Origin of the sequence: Bacillus sp. FSL P4-0248 (assembly GCF_038593305.1) — a bacterium.
Taxonomy (GTDB): Bacteria; Bacillota; Bacilli; order Bacillales; family Bacillaceae; genus Bacillus; species Bacillus safensis.
This window is the reverse complement of the sequence record NZ_CP151983.1, coordinates 3,499,937-3,522,297: the sequence shown is the minus strand read 5'-3', so window position 1 is coordinate 3,522,297 and position 22,361 is coordinate 3,499,937. Positions and strand designations below refer to the sequence as shown.

Genomic DNA, 22,361 nt, shown 5'->3' with positions numbered 1-22,361 from the left:
GCAGGCAAAACCTAAATCATTGTCCCTATCTATGATAAGGCGTGATTTAGGTTTTTTTATATCTAAAGACTTATAAAAATTAAATAACGATCAATCGCTATGAAGGATTGTTACTGGTTAAGCAGGCAAAACCTAAATATCGATTAATGTCTGAATCGCTATTTCTCGGACATTAATGGATGTTTAGGTTTTTTCTATATCAAGATGAAATCAACGTTTGGAGGGTAATACAATGAACCACAAACAAACAGCAAAAGAAGTGCTAGAACTTGTCGGCGGTGAAAAGAATGTTAAGCAAGTTACGCATTGTATGACAAGACTTCGCTTCAACTTATACGATGAAAGCAAGGCAGATAAAGAGAAGCTGCAATCAACAGATGGCGTCATGGGCGTGAATCAAAGCGGAGGCCAATATCATGTCATTATCGGCAATGATGTCTCAAATGTCTATCAAGCGATGATCGCTGACTCAGGTCTATCATCTGATGTAAAGTCAGGCGGTACAGAAGAAGCGTCAAAGCAAAATGTGATATCAAAGCTTTTCGATTTTATCTCTGGTGTCTTCACACCGATTCTTCCAGCCATCGCTGGGGCCGGTATGATCAAAGGGATTTTGGCACTGATGCTCACATTCCAGTGGATATCAGATAAAAGCAGTACGTATGCGATTTTAACAGCCATCGGAGATGGAGCCTTTTACTTCTTACCGATTCTGCTTGCTGTAAGCGTAGCCAAAAAAATTGGCACAAATCAGTATATCGCGGCTGCCATTGCAGCAGCAGCACTGCACCCGCAGTTAACCGCTTTACTGGGCGCGGGAAATACAGAATTTCTAGGCTTGCCAGTGGTTGCCGTTGTGTACTCTTCATCGGTGATTCCAATTCTACTCACCATCTGGCTTGGTTCATATGTTGAAAGATTCGCAGAAAAATATAGTCCGAAATCATTAAAGATCATCCTTGTTCCAACCGTCACACTTCTAGTCGTTGTACCAGTTATGCTCATCGCGGTTGGACCGCTTGGCGGGATTATCGGAAGTGGCCTTTCAGGTGGAATTGATTTATTGTTCAAACATGCAGGTCTTTTGGCCGGACTCTTGATCGGCGGCTTCATGTCACCATTGATCATTACGGGCATGCACTATGCACTGCTTCCAATCATGATCAACAACATTACGTTAAACGGTTTTGACTTCATTCTTCCAATGATGTTTGTAGCAAATATGGCACAAGCAGGCGCAGCATTCGGTGTCTTCTTAAGATCAAAAAACAAAACATTTAAATCATTGGCGATGTCTACAAGTATCACAGCCTTAATGGGTATTACTGAACCTGCTATGTATGGTGTGAACATGCGATTGAAAAAACCGTTCCTTGCAGCCCTTATTGGTGCAGCAGCAGGCGGCGTGTTCATGTCAATCTTTAAAGTAAAATCATATGTGATATCTGGATCAGCAGGCCTTCCAGGTCTCCCAACATTCATTGGACCAACATTTGTCTACTCAATCATCGGCTTAGTAATCGCCTTTGTCGTAGCAACGATCATGACACTTGTTCTCGGATTCAAAGATGTACCAGTGAAAGATGATACAAAAGCAGACAAACCAGAAGAAAAGAAAGACACAGCAGCACTTCAAAATGAAGTGGTACAAAGCCCGCTTGAAGGTCAACTAAAGCCGCTCAATCAAGTAAATGATGCAACATTCTCTAATGAAATCATGGGTAAAGGTGCAGCCATTGTACCAACAGTTGGGCGTGTTGTAGCACCTTTCAACGGCAAGGTTGAAACCATTTTCCACACAAAACATGCCATTGGTTTGAAGAGTGAACAAGGTACAGAACTTCTCATTCATGTGGGGATTGACACGGTAAAACTTGACGGAAAGTATTTTACAAGTCATGTGCAGTCAGGTGATCTGATTCAAGCAGGAGATGTACTCATTGATTTTGATATCGAGGGCATTCAGCAAGAAGGCTATGATGTCACCACACCTGTTATTGTCACCAACACAAACGATTTTGCACAAGTTGATGCGAAAACAGATGGAACGATTACAGTGAAAGAGACACTGCTTACAGTCAGTGTAGAAGAAAAAGAGGAGGGTATTCAACATGAACAAGTTAGAAAAAACATTTCCTAAAGGTTTCTTATGGGGCGGCGCTGTTGCAGCCAACCAAGTTGAAGGCGCATATAATCAAGATGGAAAAGGCTTATCGACAGCTGATGTATCACCAAATGGTATTATGCACCCATTCGATGAATCAATGAAAGACCTTAACTTATATCATGATGCAATCGATTTCTACCATCGCTATAAAGAAGATATTGCACTCTTTGCAGAAATGGGATTCAAGTGCTTCAGATTATCCATTTCTTGGCCGCGTATTTTCCCAAATGGCGACGATGCGGAACCGAATGAAGCAGGCCTCGCTTTTTATGAAAAAGTATTTGATGAACTGCATAAGCATGGAATTGAGCCAGTTGTCACCATCTCTCACTATGAAATGCCGCTCGCACTTGTGAAAAACTACGGCGGATGGAGAAACCGTAAGCTTGTGGATCTTTATGAAACATACGCGAAAACATTGTTCACCCGCTTTAAAGACAAAGTAAAATATTGGATGACCTTCAATGAAATCAACGTTGTATTACATGCGCCTTTCACTGGCGGCGGACTTGTATTTGAAGAGGGTGATGACGAGAAAAGCATTCAATATCAAGCAGCGCATCACCAATTTGTTGCAAGTGCTTTGGCTGTCAAAGCAGGACACGAAATCATTCCTGATGCGAAAATCGGCTGTATGATTGCAGCGATGACAACTTATCCGTACAGCTCAAGACCAGAAGATATGTTTGCTGCAATTGAGCAAGACCGTAAAACATTGTTCTTCTCAGATGTACAGGCAAGAGGTTATTACCCAGGTTACATGAAACGTTATTTCCTTGAAAATGACATCAACATCGAGTTCCAAGAAGGGGACGAAGATATTTTAAGAAACCATACAGTGGACTATATTGGCTTCAGCTATTATATGAGCTTTGTGACAAGTACAGATCCAGAGATTCTTGGACAAGTGACTGGCGGTAACTTATTTGAAGGTGTGAAAAACCCTTATCTAGAAGCAAGTGATTGGGGCTGGCAAATTGATCCGAAAGGACTTCGTACAACACTGAATCAGCTGTATGACCGCTACCAAAAGCCATTGTTTATCGTAGAAAATGGATTGGGTGCTGTCGATCAAGTAGAAGAAGACGGATCCATTCAAGACGATTACCGAATTGATTACCTCAGAAGCCATTTGCTAGAGGCGAGAGAAGCGATTGCAGACGGAGTTGACCTGATCGGTTATACAAGCTGGGGCCCAATTGACCTTGTCAGCGCATCAACGGCTGAAATGAAAAAACGCTACGGCTTCATTTATGTCGACCGTGATAATGAAGGAAACGGTACATTAGATAGAAAGAAAAAGAAAAGCTTTGACTGGTATAAACAAGTGATTGCGACGAATGGTGAACATTTGGATGCATAAAAGAAAAAGACAAACCGCCATACTGCGGTTTGTCTTTTTTCTACTCTGAGGGACTACGAAGTCCACACTTGATCTGCAATCTCAATCACATGACGCAGCTTTTCCCATTGTTGCTCTTCTGTTAACAGGTTGCCTTCCTCTGTTGAGGCGAATCCGCATTGTGGGCTCAAACAGATTTGGTTAATGTCTACATATTGAGCCGCTTCCTCAATACGTTTTTTAATCTGTTCACCTGGCTCAAGCTCTCCATATTTTGAAGTGACAAGGCCTAGTACGATTTGAAGATTTGGGTTCTTCACATATCGAAGGGGCTCAAATCCGCCAGAACGATCGTCGTCAAACTCTAAAAAGAGACCATCAAGATCTAAGCCGGCAAAAATTGTTTCTGCTGCTGCTTCGTAACCACCTTCAGCTGCCCAAGTTGATTTAAAGTTACCTCGGCAAATGTGCATCGTAATCACCAAATCCTCTGGGCGGTCAGCAACAGCTTCATTGATTGTCTTCGCAAACGATTCACGAAGTTCATCTTCTTCACGGCCAAAGGCTTTGATTTGTTCGTGGCCTTTTTCAGAAAAGAACACCGCCCATGCCGTATCATCCAGCTGCAAGTAGCGGCAGCCTGCATCATAAAAAGCACGGATTGCTTTCTTATATGCCTGTGCCACATCATGGTGGAATTCCTCTAAGCTGTCATACACTCCTTCTTCAAGCTTTCCACGGAAAAAGAGCATATTCGGACTTGGAATCGTCATTTTAGCCGTATGATCACCAGCGATGCTGTGAAGGAAACGATAATCCTCCAGCATTGGATGATCTGTAAAATCGATCTTGCCTGTTACCTTGATACCTCTAGCTTTTGTCGTTGTGTTATGGAATTGAATGCCTTGATCTGCTTCAAATCCTTCAACTCCATCGAGTCCTTCAAGAAAGTCAAAATGCCACCATGCACGTCGGAACTCACCATCTGTGACAACCTCTAACCCAATTTCTTTTTGCTTCTCTACAATACGTGTAATTTCTTCGTTTTCAATTTGTCGGAGCTGCTCTGCTGTCAGCGTACCGTCTGCTTTTTGCTTGCGTGCTTCCTTGATGCGCTCTGAACGAAGTAAACTTCCTACTTGATCTGCGCGGAATGGCGGTTTCGTTGTTTTCTTTCCAATGGTTTGTACTTGTGTCATGCTGAATCCCTTCTTTCTTCAGGTTAAAAAATCAAATAAAAAAGCTCTTCCTTAGATAAGGAAGAGCATCATATACTGTGAGAACTCTGCCTTATCTTCAAACAAGCATTTGCTTGCTTAAGGAATTAGCACCATTCTGTTCCTGGGAACAGCGGTTGCCGGGTTTCACAGGGCCAGTCCCTCCACCACTCTTAATAAGGTTACCTTTTGATTCAATTTTCTTAATAAACACAATTATTCAACGTTTTCAGGGAAAAGTCAATGGTTTTTACAATTTAATTTCCTACATGAACAAATCAGCGACAAGAACACCAGCTAGTCCGACAAGTGAAAGCACGGTGACCATCAATGTCCACGTTTTAAAAGTTTGAGCCATTGATAGGTTAAAGTATTCTTTATAAATCCAGAAACCCGCATCATTCACATGAGAGAACGTAATACTGCCGGCACCTGTTGCGATCACCATTAATTCAGGGCTGACACCCGTCAGGCCAATCAGTGGTGCAGAAATGCCAGCCGCCGTGAGACCAGCGACAGTGGCTGATCCTAAAGAAACACGAAGGACAGCAGCAATGAGCCAAGTCAGAAGCAGGGGAGAAAGTGTGCTTCCTTGCATGATTCCTGCAATGTATTGATCGACGCCGCTATCAATGAGCACTTGTTTAAAGGCACCGCCGCCTGCAATAATTAATAGAATCATAGCAATAGAGCCGATAGAATCCGTGATGGACTTCATCACATCCTGCATGCTCTTTCCTCTTCCAAGCCCAAACGTGTAGATGGCAAGCAGCACTGAGATTAATAGTGCAATCGCCGGTTCGCCTAAAAACTCAGCGGTTGGCAGCAATGGGGAGGATGGGAAGAAAATTTCTAGAAATGCTCTGAATGTCATAAGTAATACAGGCAAAACAGCAGTGAAAATGCTAATGCCGAAGCTAGGCATTTCTTCTTCTGTGAATTCCTTTGGATTAAATAAATTCTTTGGGATATGTGCGTGCAACTGATCTTTTTTAAATAGTTTCGTAAACAGAAGTCCGCCTACTAAAACAGCAGGAATCGCTAAAATAATCCCAACCAATAAAGTTTGTCCCATGTTTGCCTGAAAGACATTCGCAATGGCAGTTGGTCCTGGGTGAGGAGGGAGGAAGCCATGTGTGGTGATGAGTGCAGCGACGAGCGGCATACCCACATACAGCACAGGAAGTCTTGCAGCTTGAGCGATTGTAAAGACTAATGGAATTAAGATAATGAATCCGGTTTCATAAAATAGAGCAATTCCAATCACAAACCCAGTCAGCATCGTCGCCCATTGGATTTTTCCGATGCCAAATCGGTCAATAAGTGTCATCGCGATCCGCTGAGCTCCGCCAGAATCAGCCATCAATTTCCCAAGCATCGCTCCAAAACCGAGAACGAGTGCCAGATGTCCGAGCGTACTGCCAAGTCCTTTTTCGACGGAAGCGATCGCTTCTAGTGGTGTCATCCCTTCTAACACAGCAACAATTAAAGAGACAATAATCAAAGAAATGAAAGCGTTTAACTTAAAGACAACCATGAGTAACAGCAATAACAAAACGCCAAGTCCAATAAACACTAATGACATGATCTTTCCTCCTTTGTGGTGCATAAGGGGGCGCAAAAACCCCCTATGCCTTATCCTTCAAGTATGTCTACAGCTTCTTTTAACGTATCCTTTGCCCCAACATTTCCCGGGAAAATCACATAAGACATGAAAGGGAATTTACTTTCTTCTCCTGTTTGCCAAACAGGGATCCCTGGTTTGATTTGACCTGCCACGGTCGCACGTTTCACGCTAAGTCCTCTTGTCCCAATATCGCTGGAGGTAATTCCACCTTTGGCAATAAGATACTTAGGACGAATGGTGAGACGCTGGACAATACTTGTCACAGCATCACTAATCTGTACAGAGAGTTTTAGTTCTTCCTCTTGGCGATCATCCCCAAGATCAAGCCGTTCTCTTCTTGTATAAACAGCCACAGATTGACCAGCTGCCAACAGTGTTTCAGTTTGCTGAATGACGCGGTCAATTTCTTCGCGAAAGGCATCAGGCTTTAACACGAGGTGGGTATTAAATTCAATAAAAGCCATCTCTTTATTTTGCTCAAGCGCTTGTAATTGTTCTGTTGTTTTTTTCACATGAGAACCGACCATAATGAGACCACCATGAGGGCTTTCTTCTTGTATCAAGTCATCTCTTGTTAATAAGGCTTGATCCCCTATACCGCCAAGTACTTTTGTGAGCGCCGCCGCACTTCTGAACATCAGCTGCTGTCCTGCTTGAATGGCTTCAATGAGAGCGGTGACAAAGACTTTGACATCATCATAATCCACCGCGTTTACAACCACCTTTTTGAAATCCTTCACACTCATGAGCTGATGTTTGATTTGATCAATGCGTAAAGCCCGCAGATCAGCTAACGAAATGTAGGTCGTGTTCTCTTTTGTGAACATTCCTTCTGACTTTTCTTCAATCCATTCTCCAAGATGAGATGATTGAAAGCCGAATGTGCGGTCTCTTGCAAATTCTGTGTCACCAGCAGGAATTAATTCATGTCCTTCCTGTACGTAATGAATATTGTCGATCGTAAAGCGTCCACCTTCTTGGAAAAAAGGAAGAAGGATTTCACCATCGAAATGGCGGGAGCTTTGCTGTTCAATGGTCGTTTTGAGTACTTCAGTTTCAAGCGGAAAGTGCCCGCGAAGAGTAGAATCCCCTCTGCTGACAATGACGAAGTCCTGATTAAGCCGTTTAGCCACCTTTACAATGGTTGCAGCGATTGTTTCGTGCACAGCGGCAGTTTCTTTCTCTGTCATACTGCGAGAATTGGTCAAAATAAAGAACATGCGGCTATCTTCAAGAAAACCAGCTTCAATGCTTTCCTCTGACCAATCGGTGAAAACAGAGACGCCATGTACGGTTTGAATCCCTGTTGGATCATCGTCTAATACAATAACTTTATGCTGAAAGCTGCTCAGTGCTTGTTCGTATGCTGATTGAATGGCCTTTGAATCTGCTTTCGGAATGGCATTCAGTATGTCAGTGCTTTGTTTCATGACCATCTCATCCTTTCTTTACTTCGACATGAGCCATTTTTTCGTAATATTGAACGATGCCGCCATGATCAAGCCCGGATTTTCCGTCCGCTTTGAGGGCGTGGAAGATTTCAAGTAGCTGACTAGAAAGCGGAAGAGGAACACCGATATCGTGAGCAGTTTCCATGACATTCGTTAAATCCTTCAAGTTGATGTCGATGCGTCCGCCAGGTTCAAAATTTCGTTCTAAGATGAGAGGGACCTTTGCATCGAGCACCGCACTTCCTGCCAATCCGCCGCGGATGGCTTCATACATCTTATCAATGGCAATGCCTGATTTAGCAGCTAGAACGAGCGCCTCGGACATGGCCGCAATATTTAAGTTGACGATGATTTGATTGGCAAGCTTCGCTGTTGTCCCGCTGCCATTTGCCCCAACTAATACGACTTCAGTGCCCATTGCAAGCAGGACATCCTTCACTTGCTCAAAGATGGATTCTTCGCCGCCAGCCATGATGGCAAGTGTTTTGTCTATTGCCTTCGGTTCTCCGCCGCTGACAGGTGCATCGATAAATTCCACCTGATGCTGTTTGGCAAGAGCAGCTAAAGCCCTGGAGGTGACAGGAGAAATTGAGCTCATATCTACGATGACAGTGCCAGGTGCAGCTGTCGTTAAAATGCCTTGATCACCTGAAACGACTGCCTCTACATGCTCTCCTTTAGGAAGCATTGTGATGATGATATCGCTTTCAGAAGCTGCCTCAGCTGCTGAAACAGCACCTTTTGCTCCGGCTTCTTGTAACGATCGAATCGCTTCCTCATTTAGGTCAAAAACTGTCAAAGCATGACCAGCTTTTAATAGATTGAGTGCCATAGGTTTTCCCATAATACCTAGTCCAATGAATCCAATCTTCTTTGTCACGTTGTCCGCCCCCTATATAGAAAACCCTTACAAAAAGCGCTTTCTTTTCATTATGTTAGTATATATACTATCTTTTAAATTTAATAGTAGGAAATAAACTATTGTTCATTTAATGTACATGACGTGATAGGAACGTGTCAACGGAAAATATGAAAAAAGTCACAAAAAAAGACCGGAATCAGCTCCGGTCTTTTGTGTTTATGTTTTATTTTTAGCTACGGCTAATCGAGATCGTTTCACGTTTTCAATGGCATTTGATCCTAGCTCTAAAACAGCGGAGACGTATAGTACATCAATGATCACAAGCTGGTTGATACGGGAGATCATGGAGTCTGATCGATAGGTTGTCTCTCTTGAAGAACTAAGCAGATGAAAGTCAGACCGCTTTGCGAGCTCAGATTTCGGATAGCTGGTGATAGAAGCAACCTTTGCCCCTTTTTCTTTTGCAAACTGTACGGCGTCAAGAATTTCTCTGCTCTCTCCTGAATGGGAGATTGCGACGATAAAATCGTGTTCCGTGGCGTGTGTTGCAATCATATTCATCATATGCGGATCACTGCATAGGCTCACTTCAAAACCAAGCTGCAGGAACTTATGATAAGCATCCCCAGCAATAAAGCTGGACGCACCTGCTCCAAAAAAGACGGTTTTATGTGCCTGTTTCATGTGTTCAATGAATTGTGTGACGGCATGCTCTTCTAAAATATGCTTCATATCTTGTATAGAGTTTGTTGTTAACTCTATGACCTTATGTTTAATGTCAGCTACACTATCGGTTGCCTCGATCTCACCGTATATGGATTGAGGTGTATTGGTCGCGATATCCTGTGCGACATGGACACGAAACACTTGATACGATTCATAGCCAATTTTTCTTAGAAACCGAAAGATCGTCGTTTCACTTGTGCTGCATTCAGCAGCGAGTGCACTTATAGAATGAAGCACAACTTTCTGAGGGTTTTGTAAAATGTAATTGGCAATCTTTTTCTGGGTTGGGGACAAACTATGAAACGTTGTCCGAATGTGACTAAAAATATTCTCTTCTATGATAAACACCACACTTCATCTAGCATTCTACATTAAGCATACAGGAACTTATGAAAACGGTAAACAAACCCGATGTGGAAAAATGAAGAATAATATGGAAAAATACTTCTTTTGGTTCTTTTGTCATGGTATACTCATTTGGTAATAGACAAAAATGGGGGTTTTTACTATGACAATGAAAAAAGGCCTGACGATCAGCCTGCTCATTTTCTCACTGATTGTTTCCTTGTTTGCGCCAGTTGAATCTGCTGATGCCAAACAAGCAAAAAAAGCAAAAGTAAGCACACACTATTATAAGAAGAAAAAAACGTTCAAATATGCACAGGTGAAAAATCTAAGCAAGACGCATATGAAAACCATCAATCGTGATTTAAAAGAAGATATCGCCTTCTCTTATTCTACTTACTTGTACTTAAAGGACGAAGCGAAAAAGGAAGGCTACGGGAAGGTCACGTATGAGAGAACGTATAAAACGAAATTTAACAATGGTAAGAAACTGAGTATCTTAAACTATGATTACATGTATAACGGTGGAGCGCACGGAGACACAATGGTTTCCAGCATGAACTATGTGTTAACAAAGAAAAAAACAAAGCAGCTGTTCTTGACAGACGTTGTGAAAACAAAGAAAAAGCGTACGAAAGTAAGAGATTATATTTATAACTACACAAAGAAACATAAAAGCAAATTCTACGCGAACCTGAAAAAAAGCGACATTGAAATCAACTACAACACGCAGTATTACTTCACGAAAAAGGGAATTGCTGTTGTCTTCCAGCCATATGAAATTTCACCTTATTATGTTGGAATTCCTATGATTCAAGTGCCTGCGAAGGTATATAAATAAAAAGAAAAACGACCAGATTGAGTGGTCGTTTTTTGCTGTTTATTCAACAAAAAGAGCCCCCTCATGAGGCTCTTTTATTTGGATTTATACTTGTTTAGGTGCATCGTTTAGTGGGTGACGGCGTTTTCCGTTGTAGTGGCGGCGCATACGAAAGATTTCAAACTCCGAAAGCTCTGCGCTTTTTCTTTTTTGGGTGCGGTTATCTTTTTTGAAAGAGAATAGTAAGTAGCAGCAAAGTGAAGCGATAATCAATAAAATCATCATATGACATTCCTCCAATTCATCCTATTCTTTAAGTGTAGACAGGGTGAGTGATGTTTATAACTGAAAATAAGCAGCAGAATCGGTTTAGTTCTTAAGGTTCATTCGATCTGCTATTTTAGGTCTAAAATACTGGTTGTTTTTAACTATTATATTTCCAGTTATTTCACTCGTCAAGAAGAATTTTTTCTGGGGTTGTCTCTATTAGTACGAATAAGTGTCATAAAAGTTTCAGAAAATTGTAAACTTTTATTAAAAAACCGTTCCCGAACAGGAACGGTTTTAAACATGTCTATGCTTTTTCTTCAAATAAACGGGCAATTTCAACGATAACTTCGGTTGCTTTCACCATGTTTTCAACGGAAATAAATTCATATTTACCGTGGAAGTTTTCACCGCCGGTAAAGATGTTTGGCGTTGGAAGACCTTTATATGAAAGCTGGGAGCCATCTGTGCCGCCGCGAATTGGTTCAATGACCGGTGTTACTGAGCGATTTTCCATGGCTTCATGAGCAATGTCTACAATATGTTTTACCGGCTCAATTTTTTCTCTCATATTATAATATTGATCCTGAATGCTGAGGGTGATGCTGTTTTCTCCGTATGTGGCTTTTAAGTCATTAGCTATTTTTTCAAACAGGGCCTTGCGATTGTTGAATTTCTCTTTATCAAAATCACGGATAATATATTGCAGCTCAGCCTCTTCTACTTCCCCTACAAATTTCGTCAGGTGGAAAAAGCCTTCGTAGCCTTCTGTATACTCCGGAGATTCGTCAGAAGGAAGTTTGTTGTGAAAAAGCATCCCGATTTTCGCAGCGCTGACCATTTTGTCCTTTGCTGTCCCTGGGTGGACATTGTTTCCTTTAATGGATACTTTCGCGCCCGCTGCGTTGAAGCTTTCATATTGCAGCTCGCCAAGCGGTCCGCCGTCAATTGTGTACGCATAGGAAGCGCCAAAGGCATCAACATCAAACTTGTGCGGCCCTCTGCCAATCTCTTCATCTGGCGTAAAAGCGACACGGATTTTTCCATGCTTGATGTCTGGGTGTTCGATGAGGTAATGCATAGCGGTCATAATTTCTGCGATACCAGCTTTGTTATCTGCACCAAGCAGGGTTGTGCCATCTGTAGTGATCAGTGTATGTCCTTGGTACTTTTGTAAATTTGGAAACTGTTGTGGAGATAAAACGATATGTAGATCTTCATTTAAGGTAATGTCGCCGCCTTGATAGTTCTCATGAAGCTGCGGTTTTACATTTTTGCCGGTGAAGTCAGTGGCTGTGTCAATATGAGCCAGAAAGCCAATGGTCGGCACATCTTTGTCTGTGTTAGAAGGGATCGTTCCCATGACATAGCCGTTTTCATCCATTGTTACTTCTTGAATCCCAATGGATTTCATTTCTTCAACAAGCTGTCTCGCCAGATTCAATTGTCCTTCAGTAGATGGGCAGCTTTCCTTTTCTGCATCCGACTGCGTATCTACCTTCACATAACTTGTGAAACGCTGAATCATTTCCTCTTTCATCTATACGTCACTCCTTTTGTAGAATACGTCCATTTTATCACGTCTTGAATGCGCTTCATAACAAGAAAGGCTTTCTCTGGCAATTAGAGAGGAAAAAGGCCTACTTTCATTAGGTAATGTGCTGAATGGTTCTTTAGGGTGATTTTTTTGGGTGTCTTTTTATTTATAATGAGGACATATAAAATCATCCATTTGTACGTTAAATTGGGAGAAAGGGGTGCGAAAGTTGGATTCTAGTCAAACGCTGGCACTCGCTCAAAAGTTTCAGGAAGCGGCTGATGAGATTCGGCAGTCCAAGCAGCTGCTGGAAAATCGGCTGAAGGCAGTAGGATCAGGCTGGCAGGGAGAAGCAAGGGATAAATTTGATCAAAGCTTTGAAGAAACAACGGCACGCTATGATCAATTTGAAAAGGATTTGCTTGAAACAAGTCAGGAACTGCGGGATGCAGCGGTCAAAATTGAGGAGCGTAAAGCTGAAATTGCCAGAATGGAAGAGCTTGAGCGAAAGAGACGAGAAGAACGGAGAGAAAGAAACCGAGAAGGGAGATGATGTGATGGCACGTGACATTGTGGTTGATCCAGATCAGCTGACTGGGCTGGCGAATGATTTTGTAGGCGAGCTGTCAGCCATTGAAACGAAGCACCGCGATTTACATAGTGAACTGGACGGGCTGATTTTAGGCTGCGATCCTCGGTATAGAAGCTGTTTTTCTGGTGTCGGGGATGCATGGGGAGCAGGACAGGCATTAATCAGCAAATTGAGCAGTGATGATATTGCCATTCGACATGCAACCGATAAAATGGTCGAAGCAGATGATATATTGCGGAAATTGTACAGTATCTATGATCAATATGGTACACTCACGAGCTTAGGTGGTATCGTGATGATGCAGGCGAAATATTACGGGCTTGGGATGACGACTTTCATTAAAGAGAATGGCCGATATGCAGCGCAGCATTCAAAACTGCTGCTTGATCTGACCAGCCGGGTAGAAGGAACGAGATTTGACCGGTTAGCAAGGATTTGGCTGAGTAAAAAAGAATTATTAAAACGATCGAACTGGCCGATGGCTGACTTGGTCCATAAGAAATTCACAAAATTTTATCCTGACGATACAGTTGCGTTCACAAACAGTGTTCGTGATTTTACAAAAGGAAGTATTAATTGGAAGGACACGGCTGCGATTAAGTCTGTTCTGAAAAATGGTGCAAGATTTGCGAAAGGAAATGCCATCATTGCAACAGTTGTCACTGGTGCAACAGAAACGGTTGGCTGTGGATTGAAAATTGCCGAGAACTATGCAGAATTCGGCGATCAGCCAGAAGTTCTTAAGCGTGAAAATGCAAAGGCTGTTGGAAATGCAGTGAACAATACGGTCTTTATCGCTGGCGGTTCTGTCGCAGGTGCCGTTGTCGGCGGTGCTCTTGGCAGCTTTGCAGGTCCGATTGGAACCGTTGTTGGCGGCGCCATTGGTTCAGCAGTAGGTGGATTTATTGGAGAAAAAGTCGCCAAGCTGACATCCGGTTTTGCTGAACAGATGGCAGTGAAATTAAAGGACCCGATTCATGCAGTCGTGGATAAAGGGAAAAAAGCATTCGAACTGGCGGGTCAAGGTGTGAAAGCAGTGAATGATACCATTGATCAGGCAAATCAGGCGATACATAAAGGGATAGAAAAAACAAAAGAAACCGCAGATTCGCTCATAAAGGGTGCAGGCGATTTCTTTAAGGGTGCATTTTCTTTTGGATAAGGAGAGATCAAGTTGGATCAGCTAAGTCTAAGTATTGAGGAACTCATCTTTAGTTTTTACAGTGAAGGCTATTTTGAACAAGGCATGTCCTTAAAGGAGGCCTATTATCCTGAAGTAGAGGACGAGCGCCTTGGGTTTTTATTTGAAATTGCGTGCCGCTCTTTGCTTGCAAAAGGTGTACTGGAATTTCGAAACAGACAATACCGTTATAAAGCGGAATACCGTCATTTCATCCAGGCGATGAATGATGCCTCTCACACGATCAAGGCATCTAAATTTGGAGACACAGATGAAGAAGTCAGCACCTCTTTTCACACAACACAGGCCGGTGTATATGCGCATCATACGCTTTATGATCAACAAGTGCATCAGATTCGCAAACTGAACAGCGATCAGCAGGCAGAGGAGCAAGTGACAGCCTTTTTCAATATACAGATGAATGATCACCCTGAACCTGTCATCAGTTTGCAGGCAGAGGAATTTGAAATGCTGTTAGAGCAAGCAAGCGAAGCGAAAAATGAGTGGCCATCCTTTCTGAATAAAGCAGAGAATCAAGAGCTCGTGAAGGCATTTGTTTCTGATGTACTGACGAGAAAAGGAAAGATGGACTCCCTCATGAAGGTCGTCTATGACAAAAATAATACGCCTGATGTGGAGACCATGATATTTGTGATTCCAGGTGAGAACCAATCGTGGCTTGTATCAGGAATAAAAGAAAATGAATTTCGCATTGAGACGGCTCATCTAGACGGGTTACGTTCTATATTCTAATGGAGAAAAGGAGAATGACGCTTGAATCCAAGTGAAGTAATAGAAGTAAGGAGCAGACCTTTTTTAAGAGTATGGGCATTCTTAGCAACGGGCGGCTTCGGTATCATCGGTATTTGGTTATTTTCAGAAGCCCTTACATTTGAATCAAACTATACATTATTTTTATTTTTAGGCGGACTATTAGGTATTGTCTATGGCTGGATCTCCTTTTTGATGATTTTGCCTGCTTTTACGAAGAGGGGAAATGTGATTTTTCGCATTCAGCGCGGAGAGAATGGCGCTGTGCTGCACCGGGAGCGAATGATTCCTTTTCAAGATATTCAATCAATTGACATGCGCAGGCATCGTTACAGTATAAGAGGATTTCTTTTCATGGATGTGCTCATTCGGAAAGTAGATGGGAAATTGATCAAAATTCCGGCGTACAGCATTTTAGATGAAGAAGTATTTGAACAGACCGTCAAACAGGAGATCTATCCATATTTACATCAGACAGCCCAAGAAAATTGGAGACAGCAGCATGGCCAAGGAGAAGAGAAGACCGACTAAGCTGTTTTTGTCAGAATTCTATAGGATGAGGCGCCACTTTTTCGAAGAAATCGTGTATGATGTCAGTAAAGACTGAACACTCGAAAGAGGCGATGAGAGATGGATAAAGAGATGGTAATCGACCTCGTCACAGAACAAATGGCACGGATTCGAAGAGAAAAGAATTATACGCAGGATCGTATGGCGGAGGTACTTGGTCTATCGAAACGGCATCTACAGCAGGTTGAAAAAAACAGGCTGCGTCTCAACTGGACGCAATCCGCGGCCGTATGTGCATTATTCAGAGATAGTGACATTTTGAAAGGAACCCTAGGGGATGACCCGCTCGAGATTTTGGAAGTTGTGGCACATGATGAATTACATCTATCAGTAGAGCGTACGATTGGCGGCAAGGTTTGGTGGAGGACGTCTGTCAAAAAAGGCACGTTTCGCCTTCAGCAAAATGTACTTAGTCAGCATTACCGCATCTTAGATGAGGAGAATTATCGCTATTATAGTTCGTTTAATAAAGAAGAAGCGAAGCGGCGGCTAGAGGAATTAAGCCAGCTGTCTTCTCCATATTGAGATTGGAAAAGGAAAGAGAGGCACCTGTTTATAAGGTGCCTCTCTTTTCTGTGTTTATACTTTTAGAGTGTTTTTCGCCCGAATAAAGGCAACAAGCTGTTTGATTTCTTCATCATTTAGGGGAACGCCGTCTACATAAATGGTTCCTTCTTTTGCTTCCGTCAGTTCAATTTTGATATCAGAGATTTTGCGTTGTATCTCTGGCTCGTCCGTTCTACCAAGTAAAAAATCAATGGACGTATCATACAAATCAGCCAGCAGCTTCACTGCTTCAAGCGAAGGTCGTCGGTACCCAGATTCGTAACCGGCATAGGTGCTTTTGGCGATACCTAGGCGATCTGCCGTATGCTGGAGAGACCATTTTTTCTTTTTTCTAAGGGTGGTTAAACGATCGAGTATCATACATGAACGCTCCTTTATTTACAACAACAGTATATCATATTTTGACATAGAATGTACGCGTTATGCGTAACAATTTCTTGATTAATTCGCGTTATGTGACTATAATGGCAATGAAGGTACGCGTAAAGCGTATATTATAGAATAGCACAAGCTAGCTTATAATATGTGTGACAAACGAAGTAATTTTACGAAAGAGGTGGACCTGTTGAAGAAATTATTGCTTTTAACGACTGGTGGGACGATTGCATCTGTAGAGAGTGAAAATGGTTTAGCTCCAGGTGTTAAAGCTGAGGATCTTTTGAGCTATTTAAACGAAATTAATGCAGAATATACAATGGACACAAAGTCCCTAATGAGTATAGATAGTACAAATATGCAGCCTGAATACTGGGTTGATATCGCAACAGCCATTTATGAGAATTATGATCAGTATGACGGGTTTGTCGTTACTCACGGAACCGATACAATGGCCTATACATCAGCAGCGCTGTCTTATATGCTGCAAAACCCTGATAAGCCGATCGTGATTACAGGTTCACAAATTCCGATTACTTTTAAGAAAACAGATGCGAAGAAAAATATCACAGATGCCATTCGCTTTGCATGTGACGGTGTTGGCGGCGTGTATGTCGTGTTTGATGGCAGGGTCATCCAAGGAACACGTGCGATCAAACTAAGAACGAAAAGCTACGATGCATTTGAAAGCATTAACTACCCATATATTGCATCAATTGAAAACCATCAAATTGAATACAATAGCAAAGTAAAAAGAACACCAATGAAACCGCTTAAATTAGATGCATCCTTGAACACAGATGTGTGTCTGTTAAAATTGCACCCAGGCCTGAAGCCTGAGTTTTTAGATGCAGTCAAAAGCATGTACAAAGGCGTTGTCATTGAAAGCTACGGCAGCGGCGGAATTCCTTTCGAAGGAAGAAACCTTTTAGAAAAGATCAACGAATTGCTGGAAGAAGGCATTTCTGTTGTCATCACCACTCAGTGTCTGGAAGAAGGAGAAGACATGAGTGTGTATGAGGTAGGACGCAAGATCAATCAAGAATTGGTGGCACGTTCAAGAAATATGAATACAGAAGCTATCGTGCCGAAACTGATGTGGGCACTAGGCAAAACAACAGATCCAAGAGAAGTCAAAAAGATTATGGAAACGCCAATCGCAGAAGATTTAGTGATTTAACTATTCTATAGAAAGCAGGTCATAAGAGATGGTTCAAGCAACTTATCGCTATGAGAAGGATTTTCTTGGTGAAAAAGAAATTCCAGCAGACGTGTATTATGGGGTTCAAACCCTCCGTGCAAAAGAGAATTTCCCGATTACAGGATATCGGATGCACGAGGAACTAATTAGAGCCTTTGCCATCGTGAAAAAAGCAGCAGCTCAAGCCAATATGGAAGTTGGACGTTTATATGAGGGAATTGGAAATGCCATCGTTCAAGCGTCTGATGAAGTCATTGAAGGCAAGCTGCACGAGTACTTTATTGTCGATCCAATTCAAGGCGGCGCAGGAACGTCCATGAATATGAATGCCAATGAAGTGATTGGAAACAGAGCGCTAGAAATCATGGGACATCAAAAGGGTGAATACATCCATTTAAGCCCAAACACACATGTGAACATGTCGCAATCAACGAATGACTCATTCCCAACGGCGATCCACATTGCTGTGCTCAAGCAGTTAGACATTCTGCTTGAAACGATGCAAGTCATGCAGGACGTCTTTCAAAAGAAAGCGAAAGAATTCGATCATGTGATCAAAATGGGACGTACGCACCTTCAAGATGCTGTTCCAATCCGTTTGGGACAGGAATTTGAAGCTTACAGCCGCGTGCTGAGCCGTGATATTAAGCGGATCAACCAATCAAAACAGCATTTATATGAAGTCAATATGGGTGCAACAGCAGTTGGGACAGGCTTAAACGCAGATCCTCGTTATATTGAAATCGTGGTGAAGAAGCTCGCTGATATATCTGGTCTTCCTCTTGTAGGCGCAGAGCATCTCGTGGATGCAACGCAAAATACAGATGCTTACACAGAAGTATCCGCCGCTTTAAAAGTATGTATGATGAACATGTCTAAGATTGCCAATGACCTTCGCTTAATGGCATCTGGTCCGCGCGCAGGTCTTGCTGAAATCGCATTGCCGGCCCGCCAGCCTGGATCATCCATCATGCCTGGGAAAGTCAATCCAGTCATGGCAGAGCTCATTAACCAAATCGCATTCCAAGTCATTGGGAACGACCACACGATCTGTCTTGCTTCTGAAGCAGGCCAGCTTGAGTTAAATGTGATGGAGCCTGTTCTGGTCTTTAACTTGCTTCAATCTATTAGTATAATGAATAACGGATTCCGCTCATTCACAGATCATTGCTTAGCGGACATTGAAGCAAATGAAATACGTTTGAAAGAATATGTAGAAAAAAGTGCAGGCGTGATCACTGCCGTGAACCCTCACTTAGGCTATGAAGCAGCCGCTAGAATTGCAAGAGAAGCCATTTTAACAGGACAATCGATCAGAGATCTTTGCTTGCAGTACGATGTTTTAACGGAGGAAGAACTTGATATTATCTTAAATCCATACGAGATGACAAAGCCTGGTATTGCGGGTGCAGAGCTCCTAGAGCGATAATAATATCAAAAATTTTATTTTATTAATATGTGGAATTGCCTGTGAAAAAGAGAAAAACAGGCAATTCACTTTCTTTCGAATTGACACACTTTTTTCACAATATTTTGAAAACGCTTAACGCACGCACAAAGGGAGGAAACAACATTGAAATCGGTTCGCTTGCCATCTATGGTGGAGATCATCGCCGTACTAGGTTTATTTTTGGCGATTGTCTTATCATTTACTATTTATTTCGACTTGGATATTCAACTGGCTTTATTTATTTCTTGGTTTCTAGCAATTGGGCTTGGTCTTCATTTAGGACACTCTTACAAGGATTTACAGGGTGCTATTACAAAAGGGATATCAAATGGATTAGATGCTGTTTTGATTTTACTTGCTGTAGGTGCTTTAATTGGAACTTGGATCGCTGGCGGAGTCGTGCCGACACTGATCTATTATGGTCTTGAATTTATTCATCCAAATATCTTCTTACTGGCAACACTCATTATTTGTGCCATTATGTCTGTCGCAACAGGGACATCTTGGGGAACAGTTGGTACAGCTGGGATTGCCATGATTGCCATTGGTGAAGGTTTAGGGATTCCTCTCCCAATCGTTGCAGGTGCCGTCTTGTCAGGTGCTTATTTTGGAGACAAGCTTTCTCCACTGTCAGACAGTACAGTTCTCGCCTCGTCCTTATCAAAGGTTGAAGTTCTGGCGCATGTAAGAGCGATGATGGTCTTATCCATACCTGCTTTTGTTATTACAGCTATTATGTTTACGGTTACTGGTTTTATCTATGGAGGACGTAATATTGATCAAGAAAAGGTTGAATACTTAAAGAATGCATTGCTCGATACATTCAATATTAATGTATGGATGCTCATTCCAGCTCTAATTGTTGTGGTTTTACTTGTCATGAAAAAGCCTGCTCTGCCGGTTATTGCAATCGGTGCTTTGTTTGGGGCGATCTGGGCCTTTGCTTTTCAAGGTGCGAATCCTAGTGATGCAATTGGTGCAGCATACAATGGATTTTCAATTCAATCAGATGTAGACTTTCTAAACCAGCTTCTCAATCGTGGTGGAATGGTCAACATGCTTGGCTCTTTGGTAGTGATTATTCTTGGGCTTGGTTTTGGGGGAGTATTGGAACATCTGGGTGTATTGAAAGTCATTGTCTCAACCTTTGAGAAAAAACTGCACAATGCGGGAAATGTTACTCTTTCCACTATTCTTGTTGCATTCTTTGCTAACATTTTTGGTTGTGCAATGTATGTATCAATTATCCTTACACCAAAAATTATGGAAAAGAGCTACGATAAATTAAAGTTAGACAGACGAGTTTTATCCAGAAACTCTGAGGTCGGTGGTACGCTTACGTCTGGTATGGTTCCATGGTCAGATAACGGTATTTACATGGCAGGAATTCTCGGCGTATCGACATTCTCTTATTTACCATTTATGTGGTTGAGTTTTGTTGCCATTGGTCTTGCAATCATTTACGGATATACAGGTAAATTCATTTGGTACGTGAAAGATCAACAAGAAAGAGAAGAATCGGCCTCATAAGCCGTTTGCAAAAGCCGCTCCTGAACGGGGCGGCTTTGTTTGTCCTAGGACCGTGAGACTATATGTGACATATAGCAAACGAACAGGAGTTTAGACCTCCTATAAATGAGGTCGAAAGGGGTAGTGTGAAGCAGAATGAAAGCATATTTATCCCATAAAAAGGGCACAAATCCCTATTCAAACATGAGTCTTTGAACCTTATAATAACAATATTGGAAAAAGTGCTATTCACCTTACGCTCGTTTAGAGGGACTCTAAACAGCGTTTTTATTTTTGGACAGGAGGAGGAACCCATATGAGCTTATCGGATATGCTGTCTGCCCTTAACGGTGGCATTTCAAATAAAAAAGCAGAAATTGAAGAGAAAATTGCTCGACTCAAAAAGGCCAAAAGCAAGGTTGAACGTGAACAAGATGCGGCAGAAACAGATTTAAAGCAAATCAAGCAGCCAAAGCTTGGGACCTCTTGGAAAGGTGAGCGAAGCCAGGATTTCAAAACAGACCGAAATGAAGCACATGATGCGCTGCAAACAATCGTGAACGATCAATACCCACGCTACGTGAGCCGCATCGAATTCAAAATCAGTACATTAGAAGCAGAACAAGCTGCGTTATCCTTTGCCAGTTCCTTAGCTGGAGACGCTGCACGTCTTGCTGAAAAAGGAGAAGACGCAGTAGAGGACGCAAAACGCTTGATCTCAAAAGCATGGAGCAGCTTGTAAGAGAGCGTCATGCTGAACAAATCTGGAGGAAATCACAATGGGACAAATTAAGTTAAACTACCAAACAGTCATGGATAAACTAGATGAAGTCTCCCAAGCCGTAGAAGCTTTAGCGATGAAAAAAGCAGCAGATAAAGCGGGTGAAAACAGCCTTGAATTTGTAACTAAGTGGACGGCACGTGAAAGAGAAGTGAGCGAAATGGTCTCAAGCTTTAAAGAAGCCTTAATTAAAAATGTTCAGGATACACGTTCTAACGTGAAAACATTAAAAGAACAAGACGAAGCGATTGCTGCAAAATAATCAGCACACTCGCTTTTATTTATAGGTACATTTAACGCGGTGTATAATTATAGTCTTAAAGACTCATATTAAATTAGGGGTGTAAGACCTTGTATTATTCCGTTTTTCTTCCAAACGCGTCACTAAAAGGACACCTTTTCCCTATTTAAGGCTGAGGCTTTTCGCCTTATACTATACTTAATGAAAGCAAAACGATAGAAATGTCAGGATTGGAAAAATCATGTGATTCGTTGGTTTCCAAAGGCGCTCACGCCATGCTTTCGTATGAGGTCAGATAGAGGTGGATGACATGAGTTTATCCGAGATGCTGTACCATCTGCATATGGGAATTGAGAACAAACGTGCAGAATTTGACGAAATGATCTCTCGGTTAAAGACAGCCAAAAGCAATATTCAAACAGAACAAGATCTTGCCCAGTCAGATATCAAAGAAATCAAGAAGCCTGCACTAGATTCGTCATGGAAAGGCAAGAGAGGGACCGACTTTCATCGCCATCGGAAAGACGCTTACAGCGTGATGCATGACATCGTCAACAATGAATATGAAAAATATATAACAGAGATTGATCAAAAAATCTTACACTTTGAATTGAAAAAAATGGAGCTGGCCGTAGCCAGTAATTTTGCAGGAAGAGCTCAGGACGTGATGGAAAAGGGCGAGGATTTTGCAAAGGATGTTAAACATTTGATTGAACGGGGCTGGAAAGCTCTTTAAAACCATAAATGAAACAGCCGACTCATA

The 22,361-nt window shown here is 42.1% G+C and carries 22 protein-coding genes and 1 riboswitch; of the genes, 14 read left to right on the top strand and 8 right to left on the bottom strand.

What is annotated here, in order from left to right; translation table 11 throughout:
* Positions 1–232 precede the first annotated feature (232 nt).
* Complete coding sequence (locus NST65_RS18150) at positions 233–2,140, top strand: beta-glucoside-specific PTS transporter subunit IIABC (RefSeq protein ID WP_034281372.1); 1,908 nt, start codon at positions 233–235, stop codon at positions 2,138–2,140.
* Positions 2,112–3,530 carry a glycoside hydrolase family 1 protein gene (locus tag NST65_RS18145; protein ID WP_034281371.1) on the top strand — a complete coding sequence of 473 codons (1,419 nt, stop codon included), beginning with the start codon at positions 2,112–2,114 and terminating at the stop codon, positions 3,528–3,530. The genes NST65_RS18150 and NST65_RS18145 overlap by 29 nt, the downstream gene beginning before the upstream one ends.
* Before the next feature lie 53 nt (positions 3,531–3,583).
* Here the strand turns inward: NST65_RS18145 and NST65_RS18140 are convergent, their stop codons facing one another.
* The 5 genes from NST65_RS18140 to NST65_RS18120 all read right to left on the bottom strand — a co-directional run bounded on the left by NST65_RS18140 (position 3,584) and on the right by NST65_RS18120 (position 9,740).
* On the bottom strand, positions 3,584–4,708 hold the full coding sequence (locus tag NST65_RS18140) for a 5-methyltetrahydropteroyltriglutamate--homocysteine S-methyltransferase (protein WP_342489204.1): 1,125 nt from the start codon (positions 4,706–4,708) through the stop codon (positions 3,584–3,586).
* A gap of 88 nt (positions 4,709–4,796) precedes the next feature.
* A riboswitch (SAM riboswitch) is annotated at positions 4,797–4,909 on the bottom strand.
* An 82-nt stretch (positions 4,910–4,991) separates the two neighbouring features.
* Positions 4,992–6,311: a gluconate:H+ symporter gene (locus NST65_RS18135; RefSeq protein WP_024423918.1), complete on the bottom strand. Its 1,320-nt coding sequence runs from the start codon at positions 6,309–6,311 to the stop codon at positions 4,992–4,994.
* 50 nt (positions 6,312–6,361) lie between these two features.
* Positions 6,362–7,783, bottom strand: coding sequence for a four-carbon acid sugar kinase family protein (locus tag NST65_RS18130; protein WP_342489203.1), 1,422 nt, complete (start codon positions 7,781–7,783; stop codon positions 6,362–6,364).
* 7 nt (positions 7,784–7,790) lie between these two features.
* Positions 7,791–8,684: a 2-hydroxy-3-oxopropionate reductase gene (garR, locus tag NST65_RS18125; RefSeq protein ID WP_081125095.1), complete on the bottom strand. Its 894-nt coding sequence runs from the start codon at positions 8,682–8,684 to the stop codon at positions 7,791–7,793.
* Between the two features lie 198 nt (positions 8,685–8,882).
* Positions 8,883–9,740 (bottom strand): MurR/RpiR family transcriptional regulator, encoded by an 858-nt coding sequence (locus NST65_RS18120; protein ID WP_212051342.1) that lies wholly within the window; start codon positions 9,738–9,740, stop codon positions 8,883–8,885.
* 160 nt (positions 9,741–9,900) lie between these two features.
* On the opposite strand from NST65_RS18120, the gene NST65_RS18115 reads away from it, so the two are divergent.
* Positions 9,901–10,578, top strand: a complete 678-nt coding sequence (locus tag NST65_RS18115; RefSeq protein ID WP_342489202.1) for a DUF3298 and DUF4163 domain-containing protein — start codon at positions 9,901–9,903, stop codon at positions 10,576–10,578.
* Between the two features lie 84 nt (positions 10,579–10,662).
* On the opposite strand, the gene NST65_RS18110 is transcribed toward NST65_RS18115, so the two are convergent.
* The gene (locus NST65_RS18110; RefSeq protein ID WP_008345664.1) at positions 10,663–10,842 is read right to left on the bottom strand and encodes a hypothetical protein; all 180 of its coding nucleotides are present in this window, start codon (positions 10,840–10,842) and stop codon (positions 10,663–10,665) included.
* A gap of 289 nt (positions 10,843–11,131) precedes the next feature.
* Positions 11,132–12,364, bottom strand: coding sequence for a peptidase T (pepT, locus tag NST65_RS18105; protein WP_047202931.1), 1,233 nt, complete (start codon positions 12,362–12,364; stop codon positions 11,132–11,134).
* Positions 12,365–12,590: 226 nt separating this feature from the next.
* Here pepT and NST65_RS18100 point away from each other — a divergent pair, with 226 nt between their 5' ends.
* From NST65_RS18100 to NST65_RS18080, 5 genes are all read left to right on the top strand, one after another.
* Positions 12,591–12,914, top strand: a complete 324-nt coding sequence (locus NST65_RS18100; protein ID WP_024427532.1) for a WXG100 family type VII secretion target — start codon at positions 12,591–12,593, stop codon at positions 12,912–12,914.
* A 4-nt stretch (positions 12,915–12,918) separates the two neighbouring features.
* A complete protein-coding gene (locus NST65_RS18095; protein WP_342489201.1) occupies positions 12,919–14,115 on the top strand; it encodes a DUF6861 domain-containing protein in 1,197 nt (398 codons plus the stop codon).
* Between the two features lie 12 nt (positions 14,116–14,127).
* Positions 14,128–14,886 carry a hypothetical protein gene (locus NST65_RS18090; protein WP_081125091.1) on the top strand — a complete coding sequence of 253 codons (759 nt, stop codon included), beginning with the start codon at positions 14,128–14,130 and terminating at the stop codon, positions 14,884–14,886.
* A 21-nt stretch (positions 14,887–14,907) separates the two neighbouring features.
* Positions 14,908–15,435 carry a YfjD family protein gene (locus tag NST65_RS18085; RefSeq protein WP_061110270.1) on the top strand — a complete coding sequence of 176 codons (528 nt, stop codon included), beginning with the start codon at positions 14,908–14,910 and terminating at the stop codon, positions 15,433–15,435.
* 99 nt (positions 15,436–15,534) lie between these two features.
* Complete coding sequence (locus NST65_RS18080) at positions 15,535–15,999, top strand: helix-turn-helix transcriptional regulator (RefSeq protein WP_025093780.1); 465 nt, start codon at positions 15,535–15,537, stop codon at positions 15,997–15,999.
* Between the two features lie 54 nt (positions 16,000–16,053).
* On the opposite strand, the gene NST65_RS18075 is transcribed toward NST65_RS18080, so the two are convergent.
* Positions 16,054–16,401 (bottom strand): helix-turn-helix transcriptional regulator, encoded by a 348-nt coding sequence (locus NST65_RS18075; RefSeq protein ID WP_024427528.1) that lies wholly within the window; start codon positions 16,399–16,401, stop codon positions 16,054–16,056.
* Between the two features lie 205 nt (positions 16,402–16,606).
* On the opposite strand from NST65_RS18075, the gene NST65_RS18070 reads away from it, so the two are divergent.
* From NST65_RS18070 to NST65_RS18045, 6 genes are all read left to right on the top strand, one after another.
* Entirely contained in the window at positions 16,607–17,596 is a 990-nt protein-coding gene (locus tag NST65_RS18070; RefSeq protein ID WP_024427527.1) for an asparaginase, read from the top strand.
* A gap of 28 nt (positions 17,597–17,624) precedes the next feature.
* Positions 17,625–19,046, top strand: a complete 1,422-nt coding sequence (aspA, locus tag NST65_RS18065) for an aspartate ammonia-lyase (protein WP_034624136.1) — start codon at positions 17,625–17,627, stop codon at positions 19,044–19,046.
* 144 nt (positions 19,047–19,190) lie between these two features.
* A complete protein-coding gene (gene nhaC, locus NST65_RS18060; RefSeq protein ID WP_024427525.1) occupies positions 19,191–20,597 on the top strand; it encodes a Na+/H+ antiporter NhaC in 1,407 nt (468 codons plus the stop codon).
* Between the two features lie 295 nt (positions 20,598–20,892).
* The gene (locus NST65_RS18055; RefSeq protein ID WP_024423906.1) at positions 20,893–21,318 is read left to right on the top strand and encodes a DUF5082 family protein; all 426 of its coding nucleotides are present in this window, start codon (positions 20,893–20,895) and stop codon (positions 21,316–21,318) included.
* Between the two features lie 37 nt (positions 21,319–21,355).
* Positions 21,356–21,619, top strand: coding sequence for a YwqI/YxiC family protein (locus tag NST65_RS18050; RefSeq protein WP_034281361.1), 264 nt, complete (start codon positions 21,356–21,358; stop codon positions 21,617–21,619).
* Between the two features lie 289 nt (positions 21,620–21,908).
* Positions 21,909–22,334 (top strand): DUF5082 family protein, encoded by a 426-nt coding sequence (locus NST65_RS18045; RefSeq protein WP_342489200.1) that lies wholly within the window; start codon positions 21,909–21,911, stop codon positions 22,332–22,334.
* The last annotated feature ends 27 nt before the right edge of the window (positions 22,335–22,361 follow it).

Coding starts and splice junctions, on each gene's coding strand:
- NST65_RS18150 (WP_034281372.1), top strand. CDS start 233: ATGAACCACAAACAAACAGCAAAAGAAGTGCTAGAACTTGTCGGCGGT.
- NST65_RS18145 (WP_034281371.1), top strand. CDS start 2,112: ATGAACAAGTTAGAAAAAACATTTCCTAAAGGTTTCTTATGGGGCGGC.
- NST65_RS18140 (WP_342489204.1), bottom strand. CDS start 4,708: ATGACACAAGTACAAACCATTGGAAAGAAAACAACGAAACCGCCATTC.
- NST65_RS18135 (WP_024423918.1), bottom strand. CDS start 6,311: ATGTCATTAGTGTTTATTGGACTTGGCGTTTTGTTATTGCTGTTACTC.
- NST65_RS18130 (WP_342489203.1), bottom strand. CDS start 7,783: ATGAAACAAAGCACTGACATACTGAATGCCATTCCGAAAGCAGATTCA.
- NST65_RS18115 (WP_342489202.1), top strand. CDS start 9,901: ATGACAATGAAAAAAGGCCTGACGATCAGCCTGCTCATTTTCTCACTG.
- NST65_RS18110 (WP_008345664.1), bottom strand. CDS start 10,842: ATGATGATTTTATTGATTATCGCTTCACTTTGCTGCTACTTACTATTC.
- pepT (WP_047202931.1), bottom strand. CDS start 12,364: ATGAAAGAGGAAATGATTCAGCGTTTCACAAGTTATGTGAAGGTAGAT.
- NST65_RS18095 (WP_342489201.1), top strand. CDS start 12,919: ATGGCACGTGACATTGTGGTTGATCCAGATCAGCTGACTGGGCTGGCG.
- NST65_RS18080 (WP_025093780.1), top strand. CDS start 15,535: ATGGATAAAGAGATGGTAATCGACCTCGTCACAGAACAAATGGCACGG.
- NST65_RS18075 (WP_024427528.1), bottom strand. CDS start 16,401: ATGATACTCGATCGTTTAACCACCCTTAGAAAAAAGAAAAAATGGTCT.
- aspA (WP_034624136.1), top strand. CDS start 17,625: ATGGTTCAAGCAACTTATCGCTATGAGAAGGATTTTCTTGGTGAAAAA.
- NST65_RS18055 (WP_024423906.1), top strand. CDS start 20,893: ATGAGCTTATCGGATATGCTGTCTGCCCTTAACGGTGGCATTTCAAAT.
- NST65_RS18050 (WP_034281361.1), top strand. CDS start 21,356: ATGGGACAAATTAAGTTAAACTACCAAACAGTCATGGATAAACTAGAT.
- NST65_RS18045 (WP_342489200.1), top strand. CDS start 21,909: ATGAGTTTATCCGAGATGCTGTACCATCTGCATATGGGAATTGAGAAC.